Here is a 21,752-nt window from a genome sequence, read left to right as displayed (position 1 = left end):
ACGTGTATTCACATCCGAGGGGCTTCGGTTTAGCCGAAGCGGCCCGAGATGTAGTCCTCGGTCGCCTGCACGGACGGGTTCGAGAAGATCCGGTCCGTGTCGTCGATCTCGATGAGCTTGCCGGGCCGGCCGACCGCCGAGAGGTTGAAGAACGCGGTGCGGTCGGAGACGCGGGCGGCCTGCTGCATGTTGTGCGTCACGATGACGATCGTGAAGCGCTCCTTCAGCTCGCCGATCAGGTCCTCGATCGCGAGGGTGGAGATCGGGTCCAGGGCCGAGCAGGGCTCGTCCATCAGCAGGACCTGCGGCTCGACCGCGATGGCGCGGGCGATGCACAGACGCTGCTGCTGGCCGCCGGAGAGGCCGGAGCCCGGCTTGTTCAGGCGGTCCTTGACCTCGTTCCAGAGGTTGGCGCCCTTCAGGGACCGCTCCACGATCTCCGAGAGCTCGGACTTCTTGAAGCTGCCGTTCAGGCGCAGGCCCGCCGCCACGTTGTCGAAGATCGACATGGTGGGGAAGGGGTTCGGACGCTGGAAGACCATGCCGACGGTGCGGCGGACCGCGACCGGGTCGACGCCGACGCCGTACAGGTTCTCGTCGTCCAGGAGCACCTTGCCCTCGACGCGGCCGCCGGGGGTGACCTCGTGCATGCGGTTCAGGGTGCGCAGGAAGGTGGACTTGCCGCAGCCGGACGGGCCGATGAAGGCGGTCACGGAGCGGGGCTCCACGGTCATCGAGATGTCATCGATGGCCTTGTGGGCGCCGTAGAAGGCGGACAGTCCGCTGACGTCGATTCGCTTCGCCATGAGGGGTCACTTCGCTTTCATGTGGTCGCGTCAGCGACCGGTCTTCGGGGCCTTCCAGCGGGCGATGCCGCGGGCCACCAGATTGAGGATCATGACGAAGGCGATCAGGACGAGCGCTGCGGCCCATGCCCGGTCGTAGGAGGCGTCACTGCCGACCTTGTACTGCTCCCAGATGTACAGCGGAAGCGAGGACTGAGCACCTTCGAAGGGGTTCGGGTTGATCAGCTGGGTACCGAAGACCAGCAGCATGATCGGCGCGGTCTCACCGGCGATACGGGCCACGGCCAGCATGACGCCGGTCGCGATGCCGCCGATGGCGGTGGGGAGCACGACCTTGAGGATCATGCGCCACTTCGGCACACCGAGGGCGAGTGCGGCCTCGCGCAGCTCGTTCGGGACGAGCTTCAGCATCTCCTCGGTGGAGCGGACCACGACGGGCATCATCAGGATCGACAGGGCCATCGAGCCGGCGAAGCCGGACGGGCCGAAGCCGAGCGCCAGGTTCCAGGTCGTCAGGATGAAGAGGCCCGCGACGATGGAGGGGATGCCGGTCATGACGTCGACGAAGAAGGTCACGGCCTTGGCGAGCGAGCCCCGGCCGTACTCGACCAGGTAGACGGCGGTCAGCAGGCCGATCGGCGCGGCGATCGCGGTGGCCAGGGCGACCTGCTCGATGGTGCCGAGCAGCGCGTGGTAGACGCCGCCGCCCTCCTCGAAGCTGGTGACACCGTTCATCGAGTGGCTGAGGAAGTCCCCGGAGAAGGCCTCCATACCGCGGCTGACGGTGGTCCAGATCAGCGAGAGCAGCGGGATGACCGCGAGGACGAAGCTGACCCACACGACGGAGGTCGCGATGCGGTCCTTGGCCTGGCGGCGGTTCTCGACCACCGCGCTGGCGGTGTACGTGATCGCGAGGAACAGGACGGCGGCGATCAGGCCCCACTGGATCTTGCTGTGGAGGTCGGCGACGACGCCGATGCCGCAGCCGAGGGCGATGGAGAGGACCGCGATGCCGGCCGGGGCCCAGCGGGGGAGGCCGCCTCGGGTGAGGCCGGCGGGAGCGGCGGACTTCGGGGCCCGGGCGGGCCGCTGGTCCTGGAGTGCGTGGCTCATCAGGCGTTCGCCCCCGAGAAGTCCTTGCGACGGGCGATGATCAGCCGGGCTGCGCCGTTGACCAGCAGGGTGAGCAGGAAGAGCACGAGGCCGGAGGCGATCAGGGCGTCGCGGCCGAACTCGTTGGCCTCGTCGAACTTCGCGGCGATGTTCTGCGCGAACGTGCCGCCGCCCGGGTCCAGGATGTGTCCGTTGATCAGGAAGCTCGGGGAGAGGACCGTGGCGACGGCCATGGTCTCGCCGAGGGCGCGGCCGAGGCCGAGCATCGAGGCGGAGATGACGCCGGAGCGGCCGAAGGGCAGCACCGACATGCGGATGACCTCCCAGCGGGTCGCGCCGAGGGCCAGGGCGGCTTCCTCGTTCATGCGCGGGACCTGCAGGAAGACCTCGCGGCTGACGCTGGTCACGATCGGGAGGATCATGATCGCGAGCAGGATGCCGACGGTGAAGAGCGAGCGCGCGACGCCGACCTGGGTCTTGTCGAAGACGTAGGTCCAGCCCATGTACTCGTCGAGCCAGAGGTTCAGGCCTCCGAGCTGCGGGACGAGGAAGAGCGCGCCCCAGATGCCGTAGATGATCGACGGCACGGCGGCCAGCAGGTCGACCACGTAGGCGAGGGGGGCGGCCAGCTTGCGCGGCGCGTAGTGCGAGATGAAGAGGGCGATGCCGACAGCGATCGGAACCGCGATGGCCATCGCGATGATCGAGCTGACGACGGTGCCGAAGAGCAGGACGGCGATGCCGAAGACGGGCGGGTTGGCCGACGCGTTCCAGTCGAAGGTGGTGAGGAAGTTGCCCTCGTTCTTCGACAGTGCGATCGAGGCACGGTAGGTGAGGAAGATGGCGATCGACGCCATGATCACCAGGAGCAGGATGCCGGAGCCCTTGGAGAGCCCCGCGAAGATCTTGTCACCGGCGCGGCCGGTGGACCTTCCGCTCTTGGAGACAGGCGGAGCCTGGTCTATCTGGGTGGGTGTGGTGGAAGCCATGATCTTTCCGGTCTGGGTGGGGGGGAAGGCCCCCTGGCGGCGGTGCACCGGATCCCCTGGGTGGAGGGGAGGGTCCTCAGGTGCCGGGCAGTTCGGACGGGAGCTGCCCGGCACCTGGGGGTTTCAGCGATTAGGCCAGCGACTTGATGACTTCGCGGACCTTGGTGTTGATCTCGGCCGGGATCGGCGCGTAGCCGTTCTCGGAGAGGACCTTCTGGCCCGCGTCCGAGGCGGTGTAGTTCAGGAAGGACTTGACGGTGGCGAGCGTCTCGGGCTTGTTGCCCTTGTCGCAGACGACCTCGTACGTCACCAGGACGATCGGGTAGGCACCCTCGGCCTTGGTGGTGTAGTCGAGCTTAAGCGCCAGGTCGGAGCCGGTCCCGGCGATCTTGGCGGCGGCGATGGCCTTGGAGGCGCTGTCGGCGGAGGCCTTGACCGGGGCGGCGGCGCCCGTGTTCACGTCGACCGTCTTGATGCTCTGCGCGGAGGCGTAGGACAGCTCGAAGTAGCCGATCGCGCCGTCAACGGCCTTGACCTGCGAGGCGACACCGGCGGAGCCGGAGGCGGCCTGGCCACCGGGGGCCGGCCACTTCTTGGCGGCCTCGTACGTCCAGGCCTCGGGAGCGGCGGCCTTGAGGTACTTGCCCAGGTTCTCGGTGGTGCCCGAGTCCTCGGAGCGGTGGAAGGCCTGGATGGCGGTGGAGGGAAGCGTGACGCCGGGGTTCAGCTTCTTGATCGCCTCGTCGTCCCACTTCTTGATCTTGTCGTTGAAGATGTTGGCGAGGGTGGGGGCGTCCAGCGTCAGCTTGTCCACGCCGGCGACGTTGAAGCCGATGGCGATGGGGCCGCCGACCATGGGCAGGTTGATGCCCTGGCCACCGGTGCAGATCTTCTTCGACTCCTCGACCTGCTCGGGCTTCAGCGCGGAGTCCGAGCCGGCGAAACCGACGGTGCCCTGGTTGAAGGCGACGATGCCCTCGCCGGAGGAGGAGGACTTGTAGTTGACCTCGACGCCGGAGCAGGAGGCCATGTAGGCCTTGACCCAGAGGTCGACGGCGTTCTTCTGGGCGGAGGAGCCGGAGGCCAGGAGCTTGCCCTTGGCGTCGTCGCACTTGATGTCGCCCGCAGCGGCGGCCGACGGCTTGCCGCTGGCGGCGCCGCCGTCCTTCGTGTTGTCGTCCGAACCGCACGCCGTGAGGACCAGGGCGCCGGACACGACGAGCGCCCCGAGGGCGGAGGCACGAAGCATGTTCTTGCGCTGAAGCTTCACTTTTCGGGTGTTCCTTCCAGAAGCCGCCGGCCGCTTTCTGTATCGGGGCGGCGTGCGAAGAGGACTACGTCGGGTGCAGGGCGAGTCCCTCGATCTGGTCGGTGACGCGCTCCTTGCATCACTGAAATTAGGCAGATCAGGTGAAGCGGCCGACCGGGGCAAGTGAACGGACGGTGAACCATGGCGGACGGCCTGGTGTGGATGGCCGGGTTTGCTCCGGAGTGTCATCCGCCGTTGTCCCGTCGTTACCGTTATGTGACTGACCTGGGGGTGGCTGATTCCTTTCGGTCAGAGGGCGGGGGCCGCCGCGGGCTGCCACAGGTCCTGGAACGTGAACCGGGCCGCCTCCACCTCGTGCCGCTGGTCCGCGTGCAGCACCCCCAGCGCGTACGCCGTCGCCGGGGCGATCCGCGGGGTGCGGGCCGCCGTCGCCGAGGCCGCCGCGGCCTCCGCGGCGTCGCGGTGGCGGTCCAGGGCGTCACCGGCGGCCGCGAGCCGGGCCACGTCCTCGCCCAGGGCCTCCCGGGCGTAGCGGTGGACCCGCAGCAGCCGGCGCACCTCGTGCCAGGAGCCGTCGTGGTCGGGGTTGTACGGGTGGGCCTCGGCGGCGTGCGGCAGCGCCGAGACGGCCGTCGCCAGCCGGGTCCGGGCCACTTCCGCCAGCGGGATCAGGACCTCGTCCACCCGCCCCCGGGCCGCGACCGCGTCCAGCGGCACCTCGGAGGCCAGGACCGCCACGGCGTCCGCGACCGCGTGGAACCGGGACGAGCCCAGCGCCTGCAGGGTCGCCGAGTGGGCGCGGGTCCGGGCCAGCGTCAGCTGCCGCTCCAGCAGGGCGGCCGCCCGCGCCGAGCCCACCGTCAGCGCGCCCGAGGCACCGCGGGGCGCGGGCACCTCCGGCGAGCCCGACAGCCGGTGCAGGGCGTCCAGCAGCCGGGTCAGCCGGGCGGCGTACGCGTGTTCGTCCGCCAGGGTCGAGGACAGCCACACCAGCTCGGTGCGCAGCCCGTCGGCCCAGGAGGACTCGGTCACCACCCGGAAGGTGGTCAGGGACCCGCTGATCCGGCGCGCAGCCCCCCGCAGGCTGCGCGCCGCATCGCTGCCCTCCGCGGCGTCGGCCCCGCTCTCCTCGTGGAGGCGGAGCCCGCGCAGGAAGGTGGTGGCCTGGGTCCGCAGGTACGTGCCGAGCACGTCCCCCGCGAAGCCTTCTCCACGCGCTGTCAGGTCATGGTTTGGCAGAGCCACGCCGGCGCCTCCGGGCGTCTATGAGCATCTCCTGAACGTGCCGCAGCGGCTGGCCTTCGTGGTCCGTGCTGTGCCGGGTCCATTCGCCGTCCGGGCTCAGGTGCCATGAGGAGGTGGCGTCGGACATCCCGGTTTCCAGCATCCGGTCCAGTGCCGCGCGGTGGGCCGGGTCGGCGACCCTGACCAGTGCCTCGATGCGGCGGTCGAGGTTGCGGTGCATCATGTCGGCGCTGCCGATCCACACCTCGGGCTCGCCGCCGTTGCCGAAGGCGAAGACCCGGGAGTGTTCCAGGAAGCGGCCGAGGATCGAGCGGACCCGGATGTTCTCCGAGAGCCCGGGAACCCCGGGACGCACGGCGCAGATGCCGCGGACCCAGATGTCGACGGGCACTCCCGCCTGGGAGGCCCGGTAGAGCGAGTCGATCAGGGCCTCGTCGACGATCGAGTTCATCTTGAGGCGCACGTACGCGGGGCGGCCGGCCCGGTGGTGGGCGGCCTCCTTGTCGATCCGCGCGATCAGTCCGTCGCGCAGCGAGCGCGGCGCGACGATCAGCCGGCGGTAGGTCTCGCGGCGCGAGTACCCGGACAGCCGGTTGAAGAGGTCGGAGAGGTCCGCGCCGACCTGGGGGTCGGCGGTGAGCAGGCCGAGGTCCTCGTACAGGCGGGCGGTCTTGGGGTGGTAGTTGCCGGTGCCGACGTGGGAGTAGCGGCGCAGCGTGTCGCCCTCCTGGCGGACGACGAGCGACAGCTTGCAGTGGGTCTTCAGGCCCACCAGGCCGTAGACGACGTGGCAGCCGGACTCCTCGAGCTTGCGGGCCCACTTGATGTTGGCCTGCTCGTCGAAGCGGGCCTTGATCTCGACGAGTACGAGGACCTGCTTGCCGGATTCGGCGGCGTCGATCAGGGCGTCCACGATCGGGGAGTCGCCGGAGGTGCGGTACAGCGTCTGCTTGATCGCGAGGACGTCCGGGTCGGCGGCGGCCTGCTCCAGGAAGGCCTGCACCGAGGTGGAGAAGGAGTCGTACGGGTGGTGCAGCAGCACGTCCCGCTCGCGCAGCGCGGCGAAGATGTCGGGCGCGGAGGCGGACTCGACCTCGGCGAGGTCGCGGTGGGTGCCGGCGACGAACTTGGGGTACTTCAGCTCGGGCCGGTCCAGCGAGGCGATGCCGAAGAGGCCGGTCAGGTCCAGCGGGCCGGGCAGCGGGTAGACCTCGGCGGCGGAGACGTTCAGCTCCTGCACGAGGAGGTCCAGGATGCCGGGGTCGATGGACTCCTCGACCTCCAGGCGCACCGGCGGGCCGAAGCGGCGCCGCATGAGCTCCTTCTCCAGGGCCTGGAGCAGGTTCTCGGCGTCGTCCTCCTCGACCTCGAGGTCCTCGTTGCGGGTCACCCGGAACATGTGGTGCGCGAGCACCTCCATGCCGGGGAAGAGCTCCTCCAGGTGCGCGGCGATGACGTCCTCGAGGGGGACGTAGCGGTGCGGGGAGGCCTCCAGGAAGCGGGAGAGCAGCGGCGGGACCTTGACGCGGGCGAAGTGGCGGTGGCCGCTGACCGGGTTGCGTACGACGACGGCCAGGTTCAGGGAGAGCCCGGAGATGTAAGGGAACGGGTGCGCGGGGTCCACGGCCAGCGGGGTGAGCACCGGGAAGATCTGGTTCCGGAACAGCGTGAAGAGGCGGGCCTGCTCCTTCTCGGTGAGGTCCGGCCAGCGGATGAGGTGGATGCCCTCTTCGGCGAGCTGCGGGGAGATGTCCTGCTGGAAGCAGGCGGCGTGCCGGGCCATGAGTTCGCGCGAGCGCGTCCAGATCAGGTCGAGCACCTCGCGGGGCTGCAGACCGGAGGCCGAACGGGTGGCGACGCCGGTCGCGATGCGGCGCTTGAGGCCGGCGACGCGGACCATGAAGAACTCGTCGAGGTTGCTCGCGAAGATCGCCAGGAAGTTGGCGCGCTCCAGCAGCGGGGTCGCCGGGTCCTCGGCCAGCTCCAGGACCCGCTCGTTGAAGGCCAGCCAGCTGCGCTCGCGGTCGAGGAACCGCCCCGGGGGGAGCTCACCGCTCTCTTTGTCGTCGTAGGCGTCCAGGTCGGCGTCGAGATCGGGTGCGAGCCCGGGCTCGAGGCCGGAATGCGGGCGGTGCGCGGCTATGGAGCCGATCCGCGCAGGCTTGGCCGCCGGGCCGGGGGAGGCGGCGGGGGACGTGTGAGACGGGTGCTGGGCGGGGACCTCGGTGGGGCCTGCGCTGGGCTGGTGGCTCATGACTCCATTGTTCCGCGCAAGCGGCACAGGCGCGTCGGAAGTGGTCGCCGTCGGTCGGAGTCGGGGCTGCATGCGGGGAGAGTCGCAAGCGCGTCTTAAGGTCCGGTGAATGGCGTATGGCTTCCAGGCTCCGGGTGGTGCACGAGTACGTCTTTTCCGCGCCCGGAATACACCCGTACGGGCCCCGCGCGCCCCCGGCGCACCCGTACGGGCTTCCCCCGGGGCTGTGGATCAGCTCTCGGTGCGGTACATCAGGTCGACCTCGTGGGTGCTGAAGCCGAGGCCCTCGTAGACGGCGAGGGCCGCCGGATTGTCGGCGTCCACGTACAGCATCGCGGTGGGCAGGCCCGCCCCGGCGAGGTGGTGCAGGCCGATCGCGGTGAGGGCCTTGCCGAGGCCGCCGCCCTGGGCGCCGGGGCGGACGCCGAGCACGTAGACCTCCCCGAGCCGCTCCTCGGCGTGGACCTTCGTCCAGTGGAAGCCGACGAGCTCCCCGTCCCGCTCGGCGAGGAAGAAGCCCTTGGGGTCGAACCACGGCTGCGCGATGCGGTCGTTCAGGTCCCGCTGGGTCAGCGCGCCCTGTTCGGGGTGGTGGGCGAAGGCGGCCGCGTTGACCGCGAGCCAGGCCCCGTCGTCCTCGCCGGGCACGAAGGTCCGTACGGTCACCCCGGCCGGCAGCACCACCTCGGGCAGCGGGGGTCCCTCCGGGCCGAGCGGGCGGCGCAGCTGGCGCAGCTCGCGGAACAGGGTCAGGCCGAGGACCTGCGCGAGGTGGCGGGCGGCGGACTTGCCGCCGTGCGCCCACACCCGGATCCGCTTGCCGGAGGCGGCCAGCAGGGCCGAGCCCAGCGCCCGCCCGTGCCCGCGCCCGCGCAGTGCGGGGTGGACGACGAGCTCGGCGGCGGGGGCCTCCACCGGGTCGGTGTCCTCCAGTTGCCCGTACCCGGCGAGCCGGCCCCGCTCGGTGAGCAGGAAGTGCCGGATCCCCTCGCGGCGCCCGCCGCGCAGCTGGAGGCGGCCCTGCTCGGACACGGCGGTGGTGCCGTCCGTGCGCGCCGCGTCCTCGATGAGGGCGAGCACGGCTTCGGCCTGTTCGTCCGTCAGCTCGTCGAGGGTCTCAATCTGGCGTCCCGGCTCCAGGGCCGCTGCTGCGTCGTCAGTCATACGTCGAGCGTACGACCGCGGAAGGCGCCTGCGGTGGTGTGCGTGCAGCGGACCGACGGTGAGCCGTCTTCTACGTGTAACCAGGCCGACACCCGTACCCCCTGTCGTGCTACGCGCGTTGACCATAGGCTGCCGCCGACCTCCCGAGTTTTACCGCTGTCCAAAAGGGGACTAAATGTCAGCGACGCCACAACGGCACCGCCGAACCCGCCGGTTGACCTTCGCCGCTCTCGCCGTCACGGCCGGGGCCGGAGCGATGGTCGCGGCCGCACTGCCGGCCGGTGCCGCGAGTGGTGGCGGTGCCGGCAAGAGCCGCACCGTCGATGTGCAGATGCTGTCGTTCAACGACTTCCACGGCACGCTGGAGCCGCCGCAGGGCTCCTCCGGCACCGTGAGCGAGCGTCAGGCGGACGGCACCACCAAGGCGATACCCGCCGGTGGTGTCGAGTATCTGGCGACCAGCCTGCGCGAGGCCCGCAAGGGCCACGAGTACTCCGTCACGGCCGCGGCCGGTGACATGATCGGCGGCAGCCCGATGCTGTCCGGTCTCTTCCACGACGAGCCCACCGTCGAGGCCCTGAACAAGCTGAAGCTGGACGTCACCAGTGTCGGCAACCACGAGTTCGACGAGGGCAAGACCGAGCTGCGCCGCATGGTGTACGGCGGCTGCCACCCGGTCGAGGGCTGCTTCGAGTACGGCAAGGAGTACACGGGCACCGAGTTCAAGTACCTCGCCGCGAATGTCACCGACGAAAAGACCAAGCGCCCGCTGATGTCGCCCACCTTCATCTGGAAGAAGGGCGACGTGAAGATCGGCTTCATCGGCGTCACCCTGGAGGGCACTCCGGACGTCGTGACCGCCGACGGGGTCAAGGGCCTCAAGTTCGGCGACGAGGTCGAGACGATCAACAAGTACGCCGCCGAGCTGGACAAGCAGGGCGTCAAGTCGATCGTCGCGCTGATCCACGAGGGCGGCCTGCCCGCCAGCGGCGCGTACAACTACGACTGCAACGTCCCGGGTGCCGGCGCCGGCGTCTCGGGCGCCATCGTGGACATCGCGAAGAACCTCGACCCGAAGGTCGACGCGCTGGTCACCGGCCACACGCACCAGGCGTACGCGTGCAACATCCCCGACCCGGCGGGCAACCCGCGCATGGTCACCTCGGCCGCCTCTTACGGCCGCGCGTTCACGGACACCACGCTGACGTACGACCGGCAGACCAAGGACATCGTCCGTACGCCGGTCTCCGCGCCCAAGCCGGTCACCAAGGCCGTCATCCGGGACCAGCCCAAGGCCCCGGACATGACCGAGCTGATCGACCGCTGGAAGACCCTGGCGGCCCCGGTCGCCAACCGCCCGATGGGCTACATCACGGCGGACATCGCGGGCCGCGGCTCCGAGGCGCCCGAGAAGCCGCTCGGCGACCTGATCGCCGACGCGCAGCTGGAGGCCACGGCCCCGGCGGCCAAGGGCGGCGCGCAGCTGGCCATCATGAACCCGGGCGGCATCCGTGCCGACCTGGCCTACAAGGCCGCGGGCGCCGAGGGCGACGGGGTCGTGACGTACGGCGAGTCCTACACGGTCCAGCCGTTCAACAACCTGATGAACATCGTCGACCTGACGGGCGCGCAGCTGATCACCGCGCTCCAGCAGCAGGTCAGCGGCACGGTCAACGGCCCGAACCCGAAGATCCTCCAGGTCTCGAAGGGCTTCACCTACACCCTGGACATGACGAAGACGGGCGCGGACCGCATCGTCGTGGACTCGGTGAAGCTGAACGGCGCGGCGATCGACCCCGCCAAGACCTACCGGGTCGCGATGAACGAGTTCCTCGCGGGCGGCGGTGACGGCTTCACCGTCCTGAAGGAGCACAAGAACAAGCTGGTCGGCGTGCCCGACCTGGAGGCGTTCAACGCCTACCTGGCGAAGTCGACCGAGGCCGCTCCGATCGCCCCGCCGACGGCGGACCGCATCACGGTCGTCAAGTAACACCTGCGTACAGCACCTGCGTACAGCACCTGCGACGGCCTGTACACCACAGCAGCCACGCCCGAAGGGGCGGCGGGCCCCTGCGGCCCGCCGCCCCTTCGGCGTTCGCCCCGTACCCCCGTGACGGGGCCGTCATGGCCTTCAGAGCGTCGCGAGGAACTTCCCCACGGCCTCGTGGAAGCCCGCCGGGTCCGTGAACGGCACGAAGTGGTCCCCGTCCAGGGGCGTGTACGAGGTCCCGGGCCGCCGGGCGACCATCGCGTCGGCGGTGTCCTGGCTGAGCGCCTGGCTGCCGGTGCCGTGGATCAGCACGGCCGGGCAGGTGCTCGCGAGCCAGGCGTCCCAGTGGTCGCCGCGGCAGCCTTCGACGGAGTCGATCATGTCCTGCGGGTGGAACGGGAGCCGCCAGCCCTTGCCGGCGGGGAGCGGGCGCAGCACCCGGTCGACGAACCGGGAGCCCACCGGCCCGGCCGCGGCGAGGAGCTCCTCGCGGGTGGGAGCGGTGTACCGCATGTCCCGGAGGAAGTCGAAGACCGCTCCCTCCGGGACGGGGTGGACCTCGACGGTGGCGTCCACGTCGATGAGCGCCGAGATCCGGTGGGGGTGGGCGGCGGCCAGGTGGACGGCGTTGAGCCCGCCGAGGGAGTAGCCGAGGACGGCGACGGGGGCGTCGAGGCCGAGGTGGTCGAGCAGCGCGACGGCGTCGGAGACGTATCCGGCGCGGCCGTAGTCGGCGGCCCGGTCGGAGTCGCCGTGGCCCCGCTGGTCGGGGGCGATGACCCGCCACGCGTCGTGCAGGGCGTCGGCGAGGCCGGCGAAGGCGAGGCCTTCGGACAGGCCCCCGTGCAGGGCGAGCAGCGGGCGGCCCGGGCCGCCGAAGTCCCGGTACGACAACGTGCGGCCGTCGATCGTCAGCGTGTGGCGCATGGTTCCGCTCTCCCCTGTGTGTCTTGCGGTGACGGTGGCGTAATCCGAGCCTGCCAGGATTTGGGCAAGCGCGCAATACGTTTGTCTTGGGCATTTGTGCAATACAGTGCGCGGCTACGATCCCGGCATGGGAAATCGCGAGGACCTGCTGGCCGGAGCGCGCCGCTGCCTGGAGGAGAAGGGGTACCTGCGCACGACCGTGCGCGATATCGCCTCGGCGTCGAAGGTGAGCATGGCCGCGATCGGCTACCACTTCGGCTCGCGCGAGGCCCTGCTCAACCTCGCCCTGTTCGCCGCCATGGACGAGTGGGCCGCCGGGTCCGGCCGGCTGGCAGGCCAGGGCGACACCACCGAGGAGCGGTACGCCGACACCTGGGACCGCAAGATCCAGGACTTCGGCGACATGCGCTGGCTCTGGGTCGCCAACGTCGAGGCCTTCGTCCACGCGCAGTCCTCGCCCGAGCTGCTCGCGGCCCTCGCCGAGGGCCAGCGCCGCTCCCGCCGCATGGTCGCCGCGCAGCTGCGCGGGGTCCCCGAGGACGCGGTCGCCGAGGAGGACGTACGGGCCCTCGGGTCGGTGCACATCGCGCTGCTGACCGGGGTGATGGTGCAGACCCTGACGGACCCGGAGCAGGCGCCGAACGGGCGGGAGCTCGCCCAAGGGCTGCGCGCCATGGCCGAGTTGCTCGAAAGGTGAGCGCTACCGAAGGGTAGTAAAGGCCGGTCCCGCACGCCAGAATCCGGGGGCACCTCCCAGCCGCGGCTGGGAATCCACCACCGGGTCGGCAAAGGGGCGGACATGGCACTGGATCGTCGGGCATTTCTGGTCGGGGCGATGGCGGCGGGAGCGGGTGCGGCCGTGGGCCTCGGAGCGGCGGGGGCGGCCTCGGCCCGTACGCTCGGCACGCAGGCTCTGTCCACTCAGGAATGGATGGCCGGGCTCGGGGACGCGACCGCGCTCCAGCGGATGACCATCCCCGGCACCCACGACTCGGGCGCCACCAAAGGCGGGCTCTACGTCGCCTGCCAGAACACCTCGATCGCCCAGCAGCTCGACTCCGGGATCCGGTTCCTGGACGTCCGCTGCCGCGTCACCGGCGGCTCCTTCGCCATCCACCACGCGGCCTTCTTCCAGGACCTGATGTTCGGGGACGTCCTCGTCGCCTGCGCGAACTTCCTCGCCGCGCACCCCTCCGAGACCGTGCTGATGCGGCTCAAGCAGGAGTACTCAGAGGACAGCGACGCCACCTTCCGCGCCGTCTTCGACGACTACCTCGACCACCGGGGCTGGCGCCCGCTGTTCCGGATCGCCGACACCCTGCCCGCCCTCGGCCAGGCCCGCGGCAAGGTGGTCCTGCTCGCAGACAACGGCGGCCTGCCCGGCCTGCGCTACGGCGACGGCAACGTCTTCGACATCCAGGACGACTGGAACGCCGAGCCCTTCGCCAAGCGCGGCAAGATCGAGAACCAGTTCCGCCGGGCCGTCCAGCAGCCCGGCAAGCTCTTCGTGAACTACACCAGCACCTCGGCGTACATGCCGCCGCGCTGGAACTCCGACCGGCTCAACCCGCAGGTGCACTCGTTCGTCGACGGCGGCGAGCCGGCCGGCCGGACAGGGCTGGGCATCGTCCCGATGGACTTCCCCAACACCCGCTCCGGCCTGGTCGCCTCACTGATCCGGCACAACTGACGGCTGCTCCGGCGGCGGCGCCGGGGCGCCCGGGATGCGGAGCACCGCCTCCGTGCCCGGGCCCCCGGCCGGGGCCGCCCGCAGCTCGACGCTGCCGCCCGCGCGGCGCACCGTACGGTCCACGATCGACAGGCCCAGCCCGCTGCCCGGCAGGGCCCGCGCAGACTCGGACCGCCAGAACCGCTCGAACACGTGCGGCAGGTCCTCCGCCGGGATACCGGGCCCGTGGTCGCGTACGGTCAGCTCGCCCGCCCGCAGCGAGACCTCCACCGCGCCGCCCGGAGGGCTGAACTTCACCGCGTTGTCCAGGACGTTGACCACCGCCCGCTCCAGCGCCGTCGCCTCGCCCCGTACGTACCAGGGCGCGATCTCGTCGGTGAAGTGCAGCTCGGGGCCGCGCAGCCGGGCGCGGGACAGTGCGCTCCGCGCGATCTCGTGCAGGGCCACCACCTCCAGCCTGGCGGGCGGGGCCGCGTCCGGGCGGGACAGCTCCTGGAGGTCACCGATCAGCGCGGCCAGCTCCGTCATCTGCGCCTTGACCGAGGCCAGCAGCTCCTTGCGGTCCTCGGGCGGGATGGCCCGGCCGGTCTCCTCGCTGCGCGCCAGCAGCTCGATGTTGGTCCGCAGCGAGGTCAGCGGGGTGCGCAGCTCGTGGCCGGCGTCCGCGATCAGCTGGGCCTGCCGCTCCTGGGAGGAGGCGAGCGCCGCCGTCATGGAGTTGAAGGACCGCGACAGGCGGGCGATCTCGTCGTCGCCGTCGTGCGGGATCTGCACCGTGAGGTCCTCGGTCCGGGCGATGTGCTCGACGGCGCCCGTGAGTTCGTCGACCGGCCGCAGCCCCGTACGGGCCACCCACAGGCCGGCCGCGCCCGCGCCGACGACACCGACCCCGCAGACGAAGAGCAGCACCCAGGCCAGGGTGGACAGCGGCTTCTCGATGTCGGCGAGCGGCTTGGCGACCGAGATGGCGACACTGCCGCCCACCGGGCCGGTGACGTTCACCGGCTGCGTGTAGACCCGTACGGGCGTGCCGTCCGTGGTGTGGCCGTCGTACAGCACCGGGCCGCGCTCGCCCCGGGCGACCTCGAGGTCGTACCCCGTCACCGGGAGGGTGTTCTTGCCGTCCACCCAGCAGCGCCCGCCCGTGGGCAGGACGATCTGCACCTGCGCGCTCAGGTTGTTCACGATGGCGCCGGGCACCTGCTCCCGGCAGCCGAGCTGCGGCAGCGTCTGGTTGGCCTGCGCGCTCGCGTTGGTGGAGCGCAGCGAGCTGTCCAGCTGGCCCTTCAGCTGCGTACGGACCATGAACCAGCTGACGACGGCGACGGCCGCGACGGCGACCGCCACCGCGACCGTGACCAGCAGCGCGAGCCGCGAGCGCAGGGGCAGCGCACGGAATCGGGCGACCGGGCTCACTCGGGCCCTCCGGAGTCGCCGGCCCCGGCGGCGCGCAGGACGTAGCCCACCCCGCGCACGGTGTGGACCAGGCGGGGCTCGCCGCCGGCCTCGGTCTTGCGGCGCAGGTACATGACGTACACGTCCAGGGAGTTGGAACTGGGCTCGAAGTCGAAGCCCCAGACGGTCTTGAGGATCTGCTCGCGGGTCAGCACCTGGCGCGGGTGCGCCAGGAACATCTCGAGCAGAGTGAACTCGGTGCGGGTCAGCTCCACCCGGCGCCCGGAGCGGGTGACCTCGCGGGTGGCGAGGTCCATGCGCAGGTCGCCGAAGGCGAGGGTGTCCGTCTCCTCGGTTTCCGCGCCGCCGGGCCGCGGGGCGGCGTACGCGCTGCGGCGCAGCAGGGCGCGGACGCGGGCGAAGAGCTCGTCGAGCTCGAAGGGCTTGACGAGGTAGTCGTCGGCGCCCGCGTCGAGGCCGGTGACGCGGTCGCCGACGGTGTCGCGGGCGGTGAGCATCAGGATCGGGGTGGTGCTGCCGGAGGCACGCAGCCGGCGGGCCGCCGTCAGGCCGTCCATACGGGGCATCTGGATGTCGAGGACGATCAGGCCGGGGTCGTACGAGGCCGCCTTGTCGAGGGCGTCGAGCCCGTCGACGGCGGTCTGCACGGCGTACCCCTCGAAGGCGAGGCTGCGGCGCAGCGCCTCCCGCACGGCGGGCTCGTCGTCGACGACGAGGATGCGGTGCGGGTCGCTTTCGGCCGGATTCATCTGCGGTCCCCCAGGGGTCGTGGTCGGTCGTACCAGGCTCGCACGGGACGCCTAAGCGAACGCCTAAGCGGCCTCGGGGTCGGGGAAGTGGGGTACGCCCCCGCGCCGCCCGGCACGGCGCCTCGCCGCGTTGTCGCAGCACCCTGGTACATCCAGTACAAGCGTGCCGCTCCGCCTTGCGATGCACCGCACCGGACGACGCGAAAACGCAACCCCACTTCCCCGAGGCCGCTTAGTACGAGGTCCCGAAGCCGTCGGCGGCGGCGCCGCTGTTGTCGTTGCCGGCATGGCCCGTGCCGCCCTTGCGGAGGGAGGCCAGGTCGGCCTTGATCGTGTTCACCGGGATGGCGAAGCCGAGGCCGACGCTGCCGGCGGTGGAGCCGTCGCTCGAGGGGGAGTAGATCGCCGAGGGCATGCCCACGATCTCGCCGTTCATGTTGACGAGGGCGCCGCCGGAGTTGCCCGGGTTGAGGGAGGCGTCCGTCTGGATGGCCTTGTACGAGGTGGTGTTCGATCCGGTGTTCCCGTTGAACTGCTGACCGTCGTACGAGAACGGCCAGCCGCCGCCGTTGCTCCGCTGCCGCTGGGGTGTCTGCTGCTCGGACTTGGGCACGTTGACCTCGCGGTTCAGGGCCGAGACGATGCCGCTCGTGACCGTGCCGGTGAGGCGGTCGGGGGAGCCGATGGCGACGACCTGCTCGCCGACCTTGAGGCCGTCGGAGTCCCCGAGCTTGGCCGGCTTGAGGCCTCCCCCCAGCCCTTCGGCCTGGGAGGTGCCCCCAGCGCCTTGAAGCTTGATGAGGGCGAGGTCCTTGTCGGGGTCGGTGCCGACGGTCTTGGCCGTGTACTTCTTGCCGTCGCTCATCGTCACCTGGATCTCGGTGGCGCCGTCGATCACGTGGTTGTTGGTGACGATCTCGCCGTCTGCGGTGACCACGATGCCGGAGCCGGTGCCCTGGCCGGAGCCGGTGCGGGTGTCGATCCGCACCACGGAGGGGCTGACGTTCTCGGCGACTCCGGAGACGGTCCCGCTGTTGGACTGCGAGACGTTGGTGCCGGTGACGCCGCCGCCGGTGCGGCCCTGGCTGCCGAGCAGCTGCTGCACGGCGGCGGCGGTGCCACCCCCGACGACGGCGGCGGCCAGCGCCACGGCGGCGAGCAGCGCGACGGGCCGCCGGGCCCGGGCGGCGTGCGCGGGGCCCTCCGGGGGCGCGGTGGTTGCGGGGGATGCCGGGGGCTGGTGCACGGTGCCCTCCGGGGTTGCGGGGGATGCCGGGTGCTGGTGCGCCTCGTGCCAGCCGGGTGCCGCCGGGGGCGGGTAGGCGGGCGGCGGCGGGTAGGCCCCGCCGAGGGGCGCGCTCTGGGTCGGGCCGTTCTCCTGCGGGTACTCGCCTTCGCGGCGGAAGCTCTCGGTCATGACCACGACTCTGTCCGCGGATCATGAGAGCTTCCTGAGTCCCCCCTGAGAACCCCGACAGAACCGCGTATGCCCGACATGAACCGGCCCTCTCGGCCCCGCCGCCGTTTGAGGCGCGGGTCCGGTCAGAGCCCGGGGAACGGGGGAAGGGCGGGTAGGGGAGAAGCCCCGCGCAGCGGCCCCACAGGCGGGCTTGGCGCCGCGGGTGACGGCCCTCGGCCGGTGCCCGACGGACGGAGTCCGGCGCAGCGGGCCGAAGCCGGGGAGGCCCGCCAGGGCCGAGCCGTGCGAGGGGCACGTGGAAAGGGGTCAGTGGCAGCCGCAGGAGCGGCGGACCACCAGGGCCGACGGGAACTGCTTCAGGCGTTCCCGGCGGGAGCCGGCCACGCGGAGGGCGTCGTCCAGGACGAGGTCCACCGCGGCCCGCGCCATGGCCGGGCGGTCCGAGGCGATCGTCGTCAGCGGCGGGTCCGTCAGGGCCGCCTCCTTGACGTCGTCGAAGCCGGCCACCGCAAGCTCCCCCGGCACGTCGATGCGCAGCTCCCGCGCAGCCCGCAGCACACCGATCGCCTGGTCGTCCGTCGCGCAGAAGATGGCCGGCGGCCGGTCCGGGCCGGCGAGGACCTCGAGCGCGACCCGGTACGCGTCGTACCGGTTGTACGGGGCCTCGAAGAGGCGGCCTTCCGTCGAGCGGCCCGACTCCTGCATCGCCCGGCGCCAGCCCTCCACGTGGTCGGCGACCGGGTCGCCGACCGACGGGGTGTTCTCCACCCCGCCGATGCAGGCGACGTACTCGTGCCCGTGCTCGAGCAGGTGGCGGGTGGCGAGCTGCGCGCCGCCGATGTCGTCCGTGACGACGGCGACGTCGTCGATCGCCTCCGGCCGCTCGTGCAGCAGCACCACACGCGCGTCCCACGCCTCGATCTCCGAGGCCGCCCGCTCGCTCATGCCCTGGCTGACCAGGATCAGCCCGGAGACCCGCATCCCGAGGAAGGCCCGCAGGTAGTGCACCTCGCGCTCGTCCCGGTAGTCGGAGTTCCCGACCAGGACCATCTTTCCGCGCTCGGCGGCGGCCTGCTCGACCGCGTGCGCCATCTCCGCGAAGAACGGCTGGCGCGCATCGGGGACGATCATGCCTATGAGGTCGGTGCGCCGTGACGCCATCGCCTGGGCGACCCGGTCCGGGCGGTAGCCCAGCTCCTTGATCGCGGCGAGTACACGCTCGCGCGTGGCCGGGGCGACCGGCCGGGGTCCGTTGTTGATGACGTAGCTCACGACGGCGGTAGACGTACCCGCAAGTCGTGCAACGTCATCCCGCGTCACCTTGGCCACGCTCGGGAGTCTACGCGGGGTGACCTACCTCTGGGCAGGCCGTCCTGCCGACTGGGCGATCACAGGAGGTTCCTCCATACGGGGGACGCCGGCCGACGCCTGGGCCGAAGCCTGGGCCGAAGCCTGGGCCGAAGCCTGCGCCGCGGCCTTGGCCGCCGCCTCCGCTGCCGCTGCCGCCCGCTCCACCTTCTCCGGTGTGACGAAGCGGTAGCCGACGTTGCGGACCGTACCGATCAGCGACTCGTGCTCGGGGCCGAGCTTCGCGCGCAGCCGCCGTACGTGGACGTCCACCGTCCGGGTGCCGCCGAAGTAGTCGTACCCCCAGACCTCCTGGAGCAGCTGGGCCCGGGTGAAGACCCGGCCCGGGTGCTGCGCGAGGTACTTGAGGAGCTCGAACTCCTTGAAGGTGAGGTCGAGGACCCGCCCCTTCAGCTTCGCCGAGTACGTCGCCTCGTCGACCGACAGGTCGCCGTTGCGGATCTCCATCGGGGAGTCGTCGGAGCCCAGCTGCTGGCGGCCGGTGGCGAGGCGCAGCCGCGCCTCCACCTCGGCCGGGCCCGCGGTGTCGAGGAGGACGTCGTCGATGCCCCAGTCGGCGGTGACGGCGGCGAGGCCGCCCTCCGTGACGACGAGGATCAGCGGACAGCCGGGGCCGGTGGAGCGGAGCAGCTGGCACAGAGAGCGCACCTGCGGCAGATCGCGGCGGCCGTCGACGAGGATGACGTCCGCGCCGGGGGTGTCCACGAGCGCGGGGCCCTCGGCGGGGGCCACCCGGACGCTGTGCAGCAGCAGGCCGAGGGCGGGCAGCACCTCGGTGGACGGCTGCAGGGCATTGGTCAGCAGCAGGAGAGAGCTCATGCCCGACCACCTGCCCAGGTCGAGCGGTTCTGCACGGTTCGCTGGTCCATCACGTCGGTTCCTCCTCGGTCCCGTCGAGGACTTTCGCGGTACTGCTTCGTACGTGGTGCGTGTGGCGCCTCGCCGGTCCCCGCGCCCTGAGGCCCGGAAGGACACCACTGTTCTCGGTCCGTTCAACGTGCTGAAAGCACAAAAGGACCCGGGGGCAACGTTGCCCGGATCCTCTCGCCAGCAGAATAGCCCACCCGCCGGTGCGGGGCAGAGGCTTCGGCCTCCGCCCTTCTGTGGTTCATGCCACCCTTACGCCCAGCTTATGCCCGGGTTTCACCGGATCGATGGGTGTACGGCAGGCCGTCCGGGCGCACGCGGGGCGCACATGGGGCGCGCGGGGGTACGCCGGATCAGCGGGCGGGAGGGGTCATCATGGAGGCCGACGGTAGAGAGCCGACGATAGGAGCTGCAGTGGCAACCGGAACCATCCGCTTCTGGGCGGCGGCCAAGGCCGCGGCCAAGACGGCGGAGGAGCCGTACTCGGCGCAGACACTGGCCGAGGCGCTCGACGCCGTGCGGGAACGCCACCCCGGTGAGCTGACCCGGGTCCTGCAGCGCTGCTCCTTCCTCGTGAACGAAGAGCCCGTGGGCAAGCGCCCGCACGATGCCGTTCCGCTGACCGAGGGGGGCACCGTCGAGGTGCTTCCGCCGTTCGCGGGCGGGTGAGCGGAAACCGATGAGCACTCCCGAGGAACAACAGCACCAGCAGCAGCGCCGGCAGGACCCGTACGGGACCCAGACCTGGCAGTCGGACACCTGGGACACCGGCTACCAGCCGGTCCACGAGGTCCAGCCCGGCCAGCCGGTCCAGCCGCCGCTGGGTGCGCTGCCCGGCCAGCCCGTGGCGCCCGAAGGCTGGTTCCACGACGGGGCGCCGGCCCCGCAGGCCCAGGCCCCCGAGGGCTGGTCCCAGGGCGGCGCCGGTGCACAGTGGCCTGACGGGTCCGGCGCCGTGGCCGAGCAGGCGGCGTACCTGCCGCCCTACCCGGGCCCGGCGGCAGCCGACCCGCAGCCGCAGCCGGTCGCTCCCGATGGCTGGTTCCGCGACGAGGCGCCCGCCGCCCAGGCCCCGGCCCCCGTGGCCGAGTGGCCGCCGAGCGGTGGCCCGGGGGCGTCGTGGGCCGAGGGTTCCGCCGCCGAGCAGACGGCCTACCTCCCGCCCCAGGCGGCCGGCGCCGCCGAGCAGACGGCGTACCTGCCGCCGTACCCCGGCCCCGAGGCACCGGCGGCCGCCGAGACGGCGTACCTGCCGCCCTATCCCGGCCCCGGGGCGGCCGACCCGCAGCCGCAGGCGCAGCCCATGGCGCCCGAGGGCTGGTTCCGCGACGAGGCGCCCGCTGCCCAGGTCCAGGACCCTGCTGTCGAGTGGACGCCGAGCGGTGGCCCGGGGGCGTCGTGGGCCGAGGGTTCCGCCGCCGAGCAGACGGCCTACCTCCCGCCCCAGGCCGCCGCCCCCGCGGGTGACGCGGCCGAGCAGACCGCCTTCCTGCCGCCGTACCCCGGTCCCGAGGAGCCGGCCGCCACGGTCGCTCCCGCTCCGGCGGCACAGCCCGCCGCCCCGGCCGGCGCCGTCGGAACCCTCGGCTCCGAGGTCCCGGGCGAGGAGCCCGAGTACTCTCCGCCCACCCTCGCCGGCAACACCGTGCGCGCCGTCGACCCCGCCCAGGCGCGCGCCGAGGGCCGGTCGCCGATCATCGACCCCGGCCCGCAGCCGGCCATACTGACCGCCGCCCTCGGGCTGCTGCTGGCCGGTGCCGCCGCCGTCGGGGACCTGGCGCTGCTCGCCCCGCTGGTCGCCCTCCAGGCGCTCACCGCCGCCGGCTGGTTCCGGCTCAACGGCATGTGGCCCGCCCGCCAGGGCATCGCCCTCGCCTTCCTCGGGGCGCTCGTCGCCGACGGAGCCGTGCTCGCCGTGGACGACTCGTACGGCCCCGGCGCGATCATCGGCACCCTCGGGGCCTGGGTGCTGCTCACGCTGGTCCTCCAGCTGCGCAGCCACGCCGACGCCGACGAGCGGATGTACGGGCTCATGGCCTCCGTGGCCTCCGCCGCGCTGGCCATCGCCTGCGCCGGCTACCTGGCCGCCGACTCCGCCGCCGTCAGCGTCGGCGCCGCGGCCGTCGCGGTCGCCGTGTTCACCCGCGCGCTGCCGCTGCCGACGCCGGCCTCCGTCGGCGTCTCGCTGGCCGCGGCCACCGGCGCCGGCATCGCGGTCGGCGGAATGACCTCCGTCGGGGTGGGCGGGGCGCTGGTCGGCCTGGCCGCCGGGGTGTGCGCGCTGATCGGGCTGCGCGTGGCCGCGTACGACTACCCGTCCAAGTTCGTGCACATGACGGCCGGTGTCGCGCTGCCGCTGGCGGCCGCCGCTCCCGCCGTCTACCTGATCGGACGGGTGGTCGGCTGAGACCGGATCTCCCGTGCGGAGGCCGACCGCGGCAGGAGTCACACCGCCGCTGACGGCCTCCGTACGGCCGATCATGG

Annotated in this window: 18 protein-coding genes; 5 read left to right on the top strand and 13 right to left on the bottom strand. The window is 71.8% G+C overall.

Features of this window, described 5'->3' with window-relative positions; all coding sequences use genetic code 11:
• Positions 1–29: 29 nt before the first annotated feature.
• From pstB to mshD, 7 genes are all read right to left on the bottom strand, one after another.
• Entirely contained in the window at positions 30–806 is a 777-nt protein-coding gene (pstB, locus tag AB0M76_RS14420; RefSeq protein WP_365953156.1) for a phosphate ABC transporter ATP-binding protein PstB, read from the bottom strand.
• Positions 807–836: 30 nt separating this feature from the next.
• Positions 837–1,919 (bottom strand): phosphate ABC transporter permease PstA, encoded by a 1,083-nt coding sequence (pstA, locus tag AB0M76_RS14415; RefSeq protein ID WP_365953155.1) that lies wholly within the window; start codon positions 1,917–1,919, stop codon positions 837–839.
• Positions 1,919–2,908 carry a phosphate ABC transporter permease subunit PstC gene (pstC, locus tag AB0M76_RS14410; protein ID WP_365953154.1) on the bottom strand — a complete coding sequence of 330 codons (990 nt, stop codon included), beginning with the start codon at positions 2,906–2,908 and terminating at the stop codon, positions 1,919–1,921. Before pstC ends, pstA begins: the two co-directional genes overlap by 1 nt.
• A gap of 130 nt (positions 2,909–3,038) precedes the next feature.
• Positions 3,039–4,178 (bottom strand): phosphate ABC transporter substrate-binding protein PstS, encoded by a 1,140-nt coding sequence (gene pstS, locus AB0M76_RS14405; RefSeq protein ID WP_365953153.1) that lies wholly within the window; start codon positions 4,176–4,178, stop codon positions 3,039–3,041.
• 288 nt (positions 4,179–4,466) lie between these two features.
• Positions 4,467–5,423 (bottom strand): CHAD domain-containing protein, encoded by a 957-nt coding sequence (locus AB0M76_RS14400; protein WP_365953152.1) that lies wholly within the window; start codon positions 5,421–5,423, stop codon positions 4,467–4,469.
• Positions 5,404–7,677: an RNA degradosome polyphosphate kinase gene (locus tag AB0M76_RS14395; protein WP_365953151.1), complete on the bottom strand. Its 2,274-nt coding sequence runs from the start codon at positions 7,675–7,677 to the stop codon at positions 5,404–5,406. The genes AB0M76_RS14400 and AB0M76_RS14395 overlap by 20 nt, the downstream gene beginning before the upstream one ends.
• A 231-nt stretch (positions 7,678–7,908) precedes the next feature.
• Positions 7,909–8,841, bottom strand: a complete 933-nt coding sequence (mshD, locus tag AB0M76_RS14390; RefSeq protein WP_365953150.1) for a mycothiol synthase — start codon at positions 8,839–8,841, stop codon at positions 7,909–7,911.
• Positions 8,842–9,016: 175 nt separating this feature from the next.
• Here mshD and AB0M76_RS14385 point away from each other — a divergent pair, with 175 nt between their 5' ends.
• Positions 9,017–10,831, top strand: a complete 1,815-nt coding sequence (locus AB0M76_RS14385; protein WP_365953149.1) for a bifunctional metallophosphatase/5'-nucleotidase — start codon at positions 9,017–9,019, stop codon at positions 10,829–10,831.
• A gap of 141 nt (positions 10,832–10,972) precedes the next feature.
• Here the strand turns inward: AB0M76_RS14385 and AB0M76_RS14380 are convergent, their stop codons facing one another.
• Positions 10,973–11,758, bottom strand: a complete 786-nt coding sequence (locus AB0M76_RS14380; protein ID WP_365953148.1) for an alpha/beta hydrolase — start codon at positions 11,756–11,758, stop codon at positions 10,973–10,975.
• 127 nt (positions 11,759–11,885) lie between these two features.
• Here AB0M76_RS14380 and AB0M76_RS14375 point away from each other — a divergent pair, with 127 nt between their 5' ends.
• Together AB0M76_RS14375 and AB0M76_RS14370 are read left to right on the top strand one after the other, a co-directional pair.
• Complete coding sequence (locus AB0M76_RS14375; protein WP_365953147.1) at positions 11,886–12,455, top strand: TetR/AcrR family transcriptional regulator; 570 nt, start codon at positions 11,886–11,888, stop codon at positions 12,453–12,455.
• 102 nt (positions 12,456–12,557) lie between these two features.
• Positions 12,558–13,448, top strand: a complete 891-nt coding sequence (locus AB0M76_RS14370) for a phosphatidylinositol-specific phospholipase C (RefSeq protein ID WP_365953146.1) — start codon at positions 12,558–12,560, stop codon at positions 13,446–13,448.
• Here the strand turns inward: AB0M76_RS14370 and AB0M76_RS14365 are convergent.
• The 5 genes from AB0M76_RS14365 to AB0M76_RS14345 form a co-directional block, all read right to left on the bottom strand.
• Positions 13,428–14,864, bottom strand: coding sequence for a HAMP domain-containing sensor histidine kinase (locus AB0M76_RS14365; protein WP_365953145.1), 1,437 nt, complete (start codon positions 14,862–14,864; stop codon positions 13,428–13,430). The genes AB0M76_RS14370 and AB0M76_RS14365 overlap by 21 nt on opposite strands.
• The gene (locus tag AB0M76_RS14360) at positions 14,861–15,613 is read right to left on the bottom strand and encodes a response regulator transcription factor (RefSeq protein ID WP_365953144.1); all 753 of its coding nucleotides are present in this window, start codon (positions 15,611–15,613) and stop codon (positions 14,861–14,863) included. The genes AB0M76_RS14365 and AB0M76_RS14360 overlap by 4 nt, the downstream gene beginning before the upstream one ends.
• Before the next feature lie 232 nt (positions 15,614–15,845).
• Positions 15,846–17,030, bottom strand: coding sequence for a trypsin-like peptidase domain-containing protein (locus AB0M76_RS14355; RefSeq protein WP_365953143.1), 1,185 nt, complete (start codon positions 17,028–17,030; stop codon positions 15,846–15,848).
• Between the two features lie 309 nt (positions 17,031–17,339).
• Entirely contained in the window at positions 17,340–18,362 is a 1,023-nt protein-coding gene (locus AB0M76_RS14350; protein WP_266665972.1) for a LacI family DNA-binding transcriptional regulator, read from the bottom strand.
• A gap of 24 nt (positions 18,363–18,386) precedes the next feature.
• Positions 18,387–19,220: a response regulator transcription factor gene (locus AB0M76_RS14345; RefSeq protein ID WP_365953142.1), complete on the bottom strand. Its 834-nt coding sequence runs from the start codon at positions 19,218–19,220 to the stop codon at positions 18,387–18,389.
• Between the two features lie 462 nt (positions 19,221–19,682).
• Between AB0M76_RS14345 and AB0M76_RS14340 the strand changes: the two genes are divergently transcribed.
• Positions 19,683–19,937, top strand: a complete 255-nt coding sequence (locus AB0M76_RS14340) for a MoaD/ThiS family protein (RefSeq protein ID WP_266665974.1) — start codon at positions 19,683–19,685, stop codon at positions 19,935–19,937.
• Positions 19,938–19,947: 10 nt separating this feature from the next.
• Entirely contained in the window at positions 19,948–21,675 is a 1,728-nt protein-coding gene (locus tag AB0M76_RS14335; RefSeq protein ID WP_365953141.1) for a hypothetical protein, read from the top strand.
• Positions 21,676–21,752: the final 77 nt, after the last annotated feature.

The sequence above is a fragment of the Streptomyces sp. NPDC051364 genome (genome assembly GCF_040682115.1).
Lineage (GTDB): Bacteria > Actinomycetota > Actinomycetes > Streptomycetales > Streptomycetaceae > Streptomyces.
This window is presented reverse-complemented; position numbering and strand designations above follow the sequence as displayed.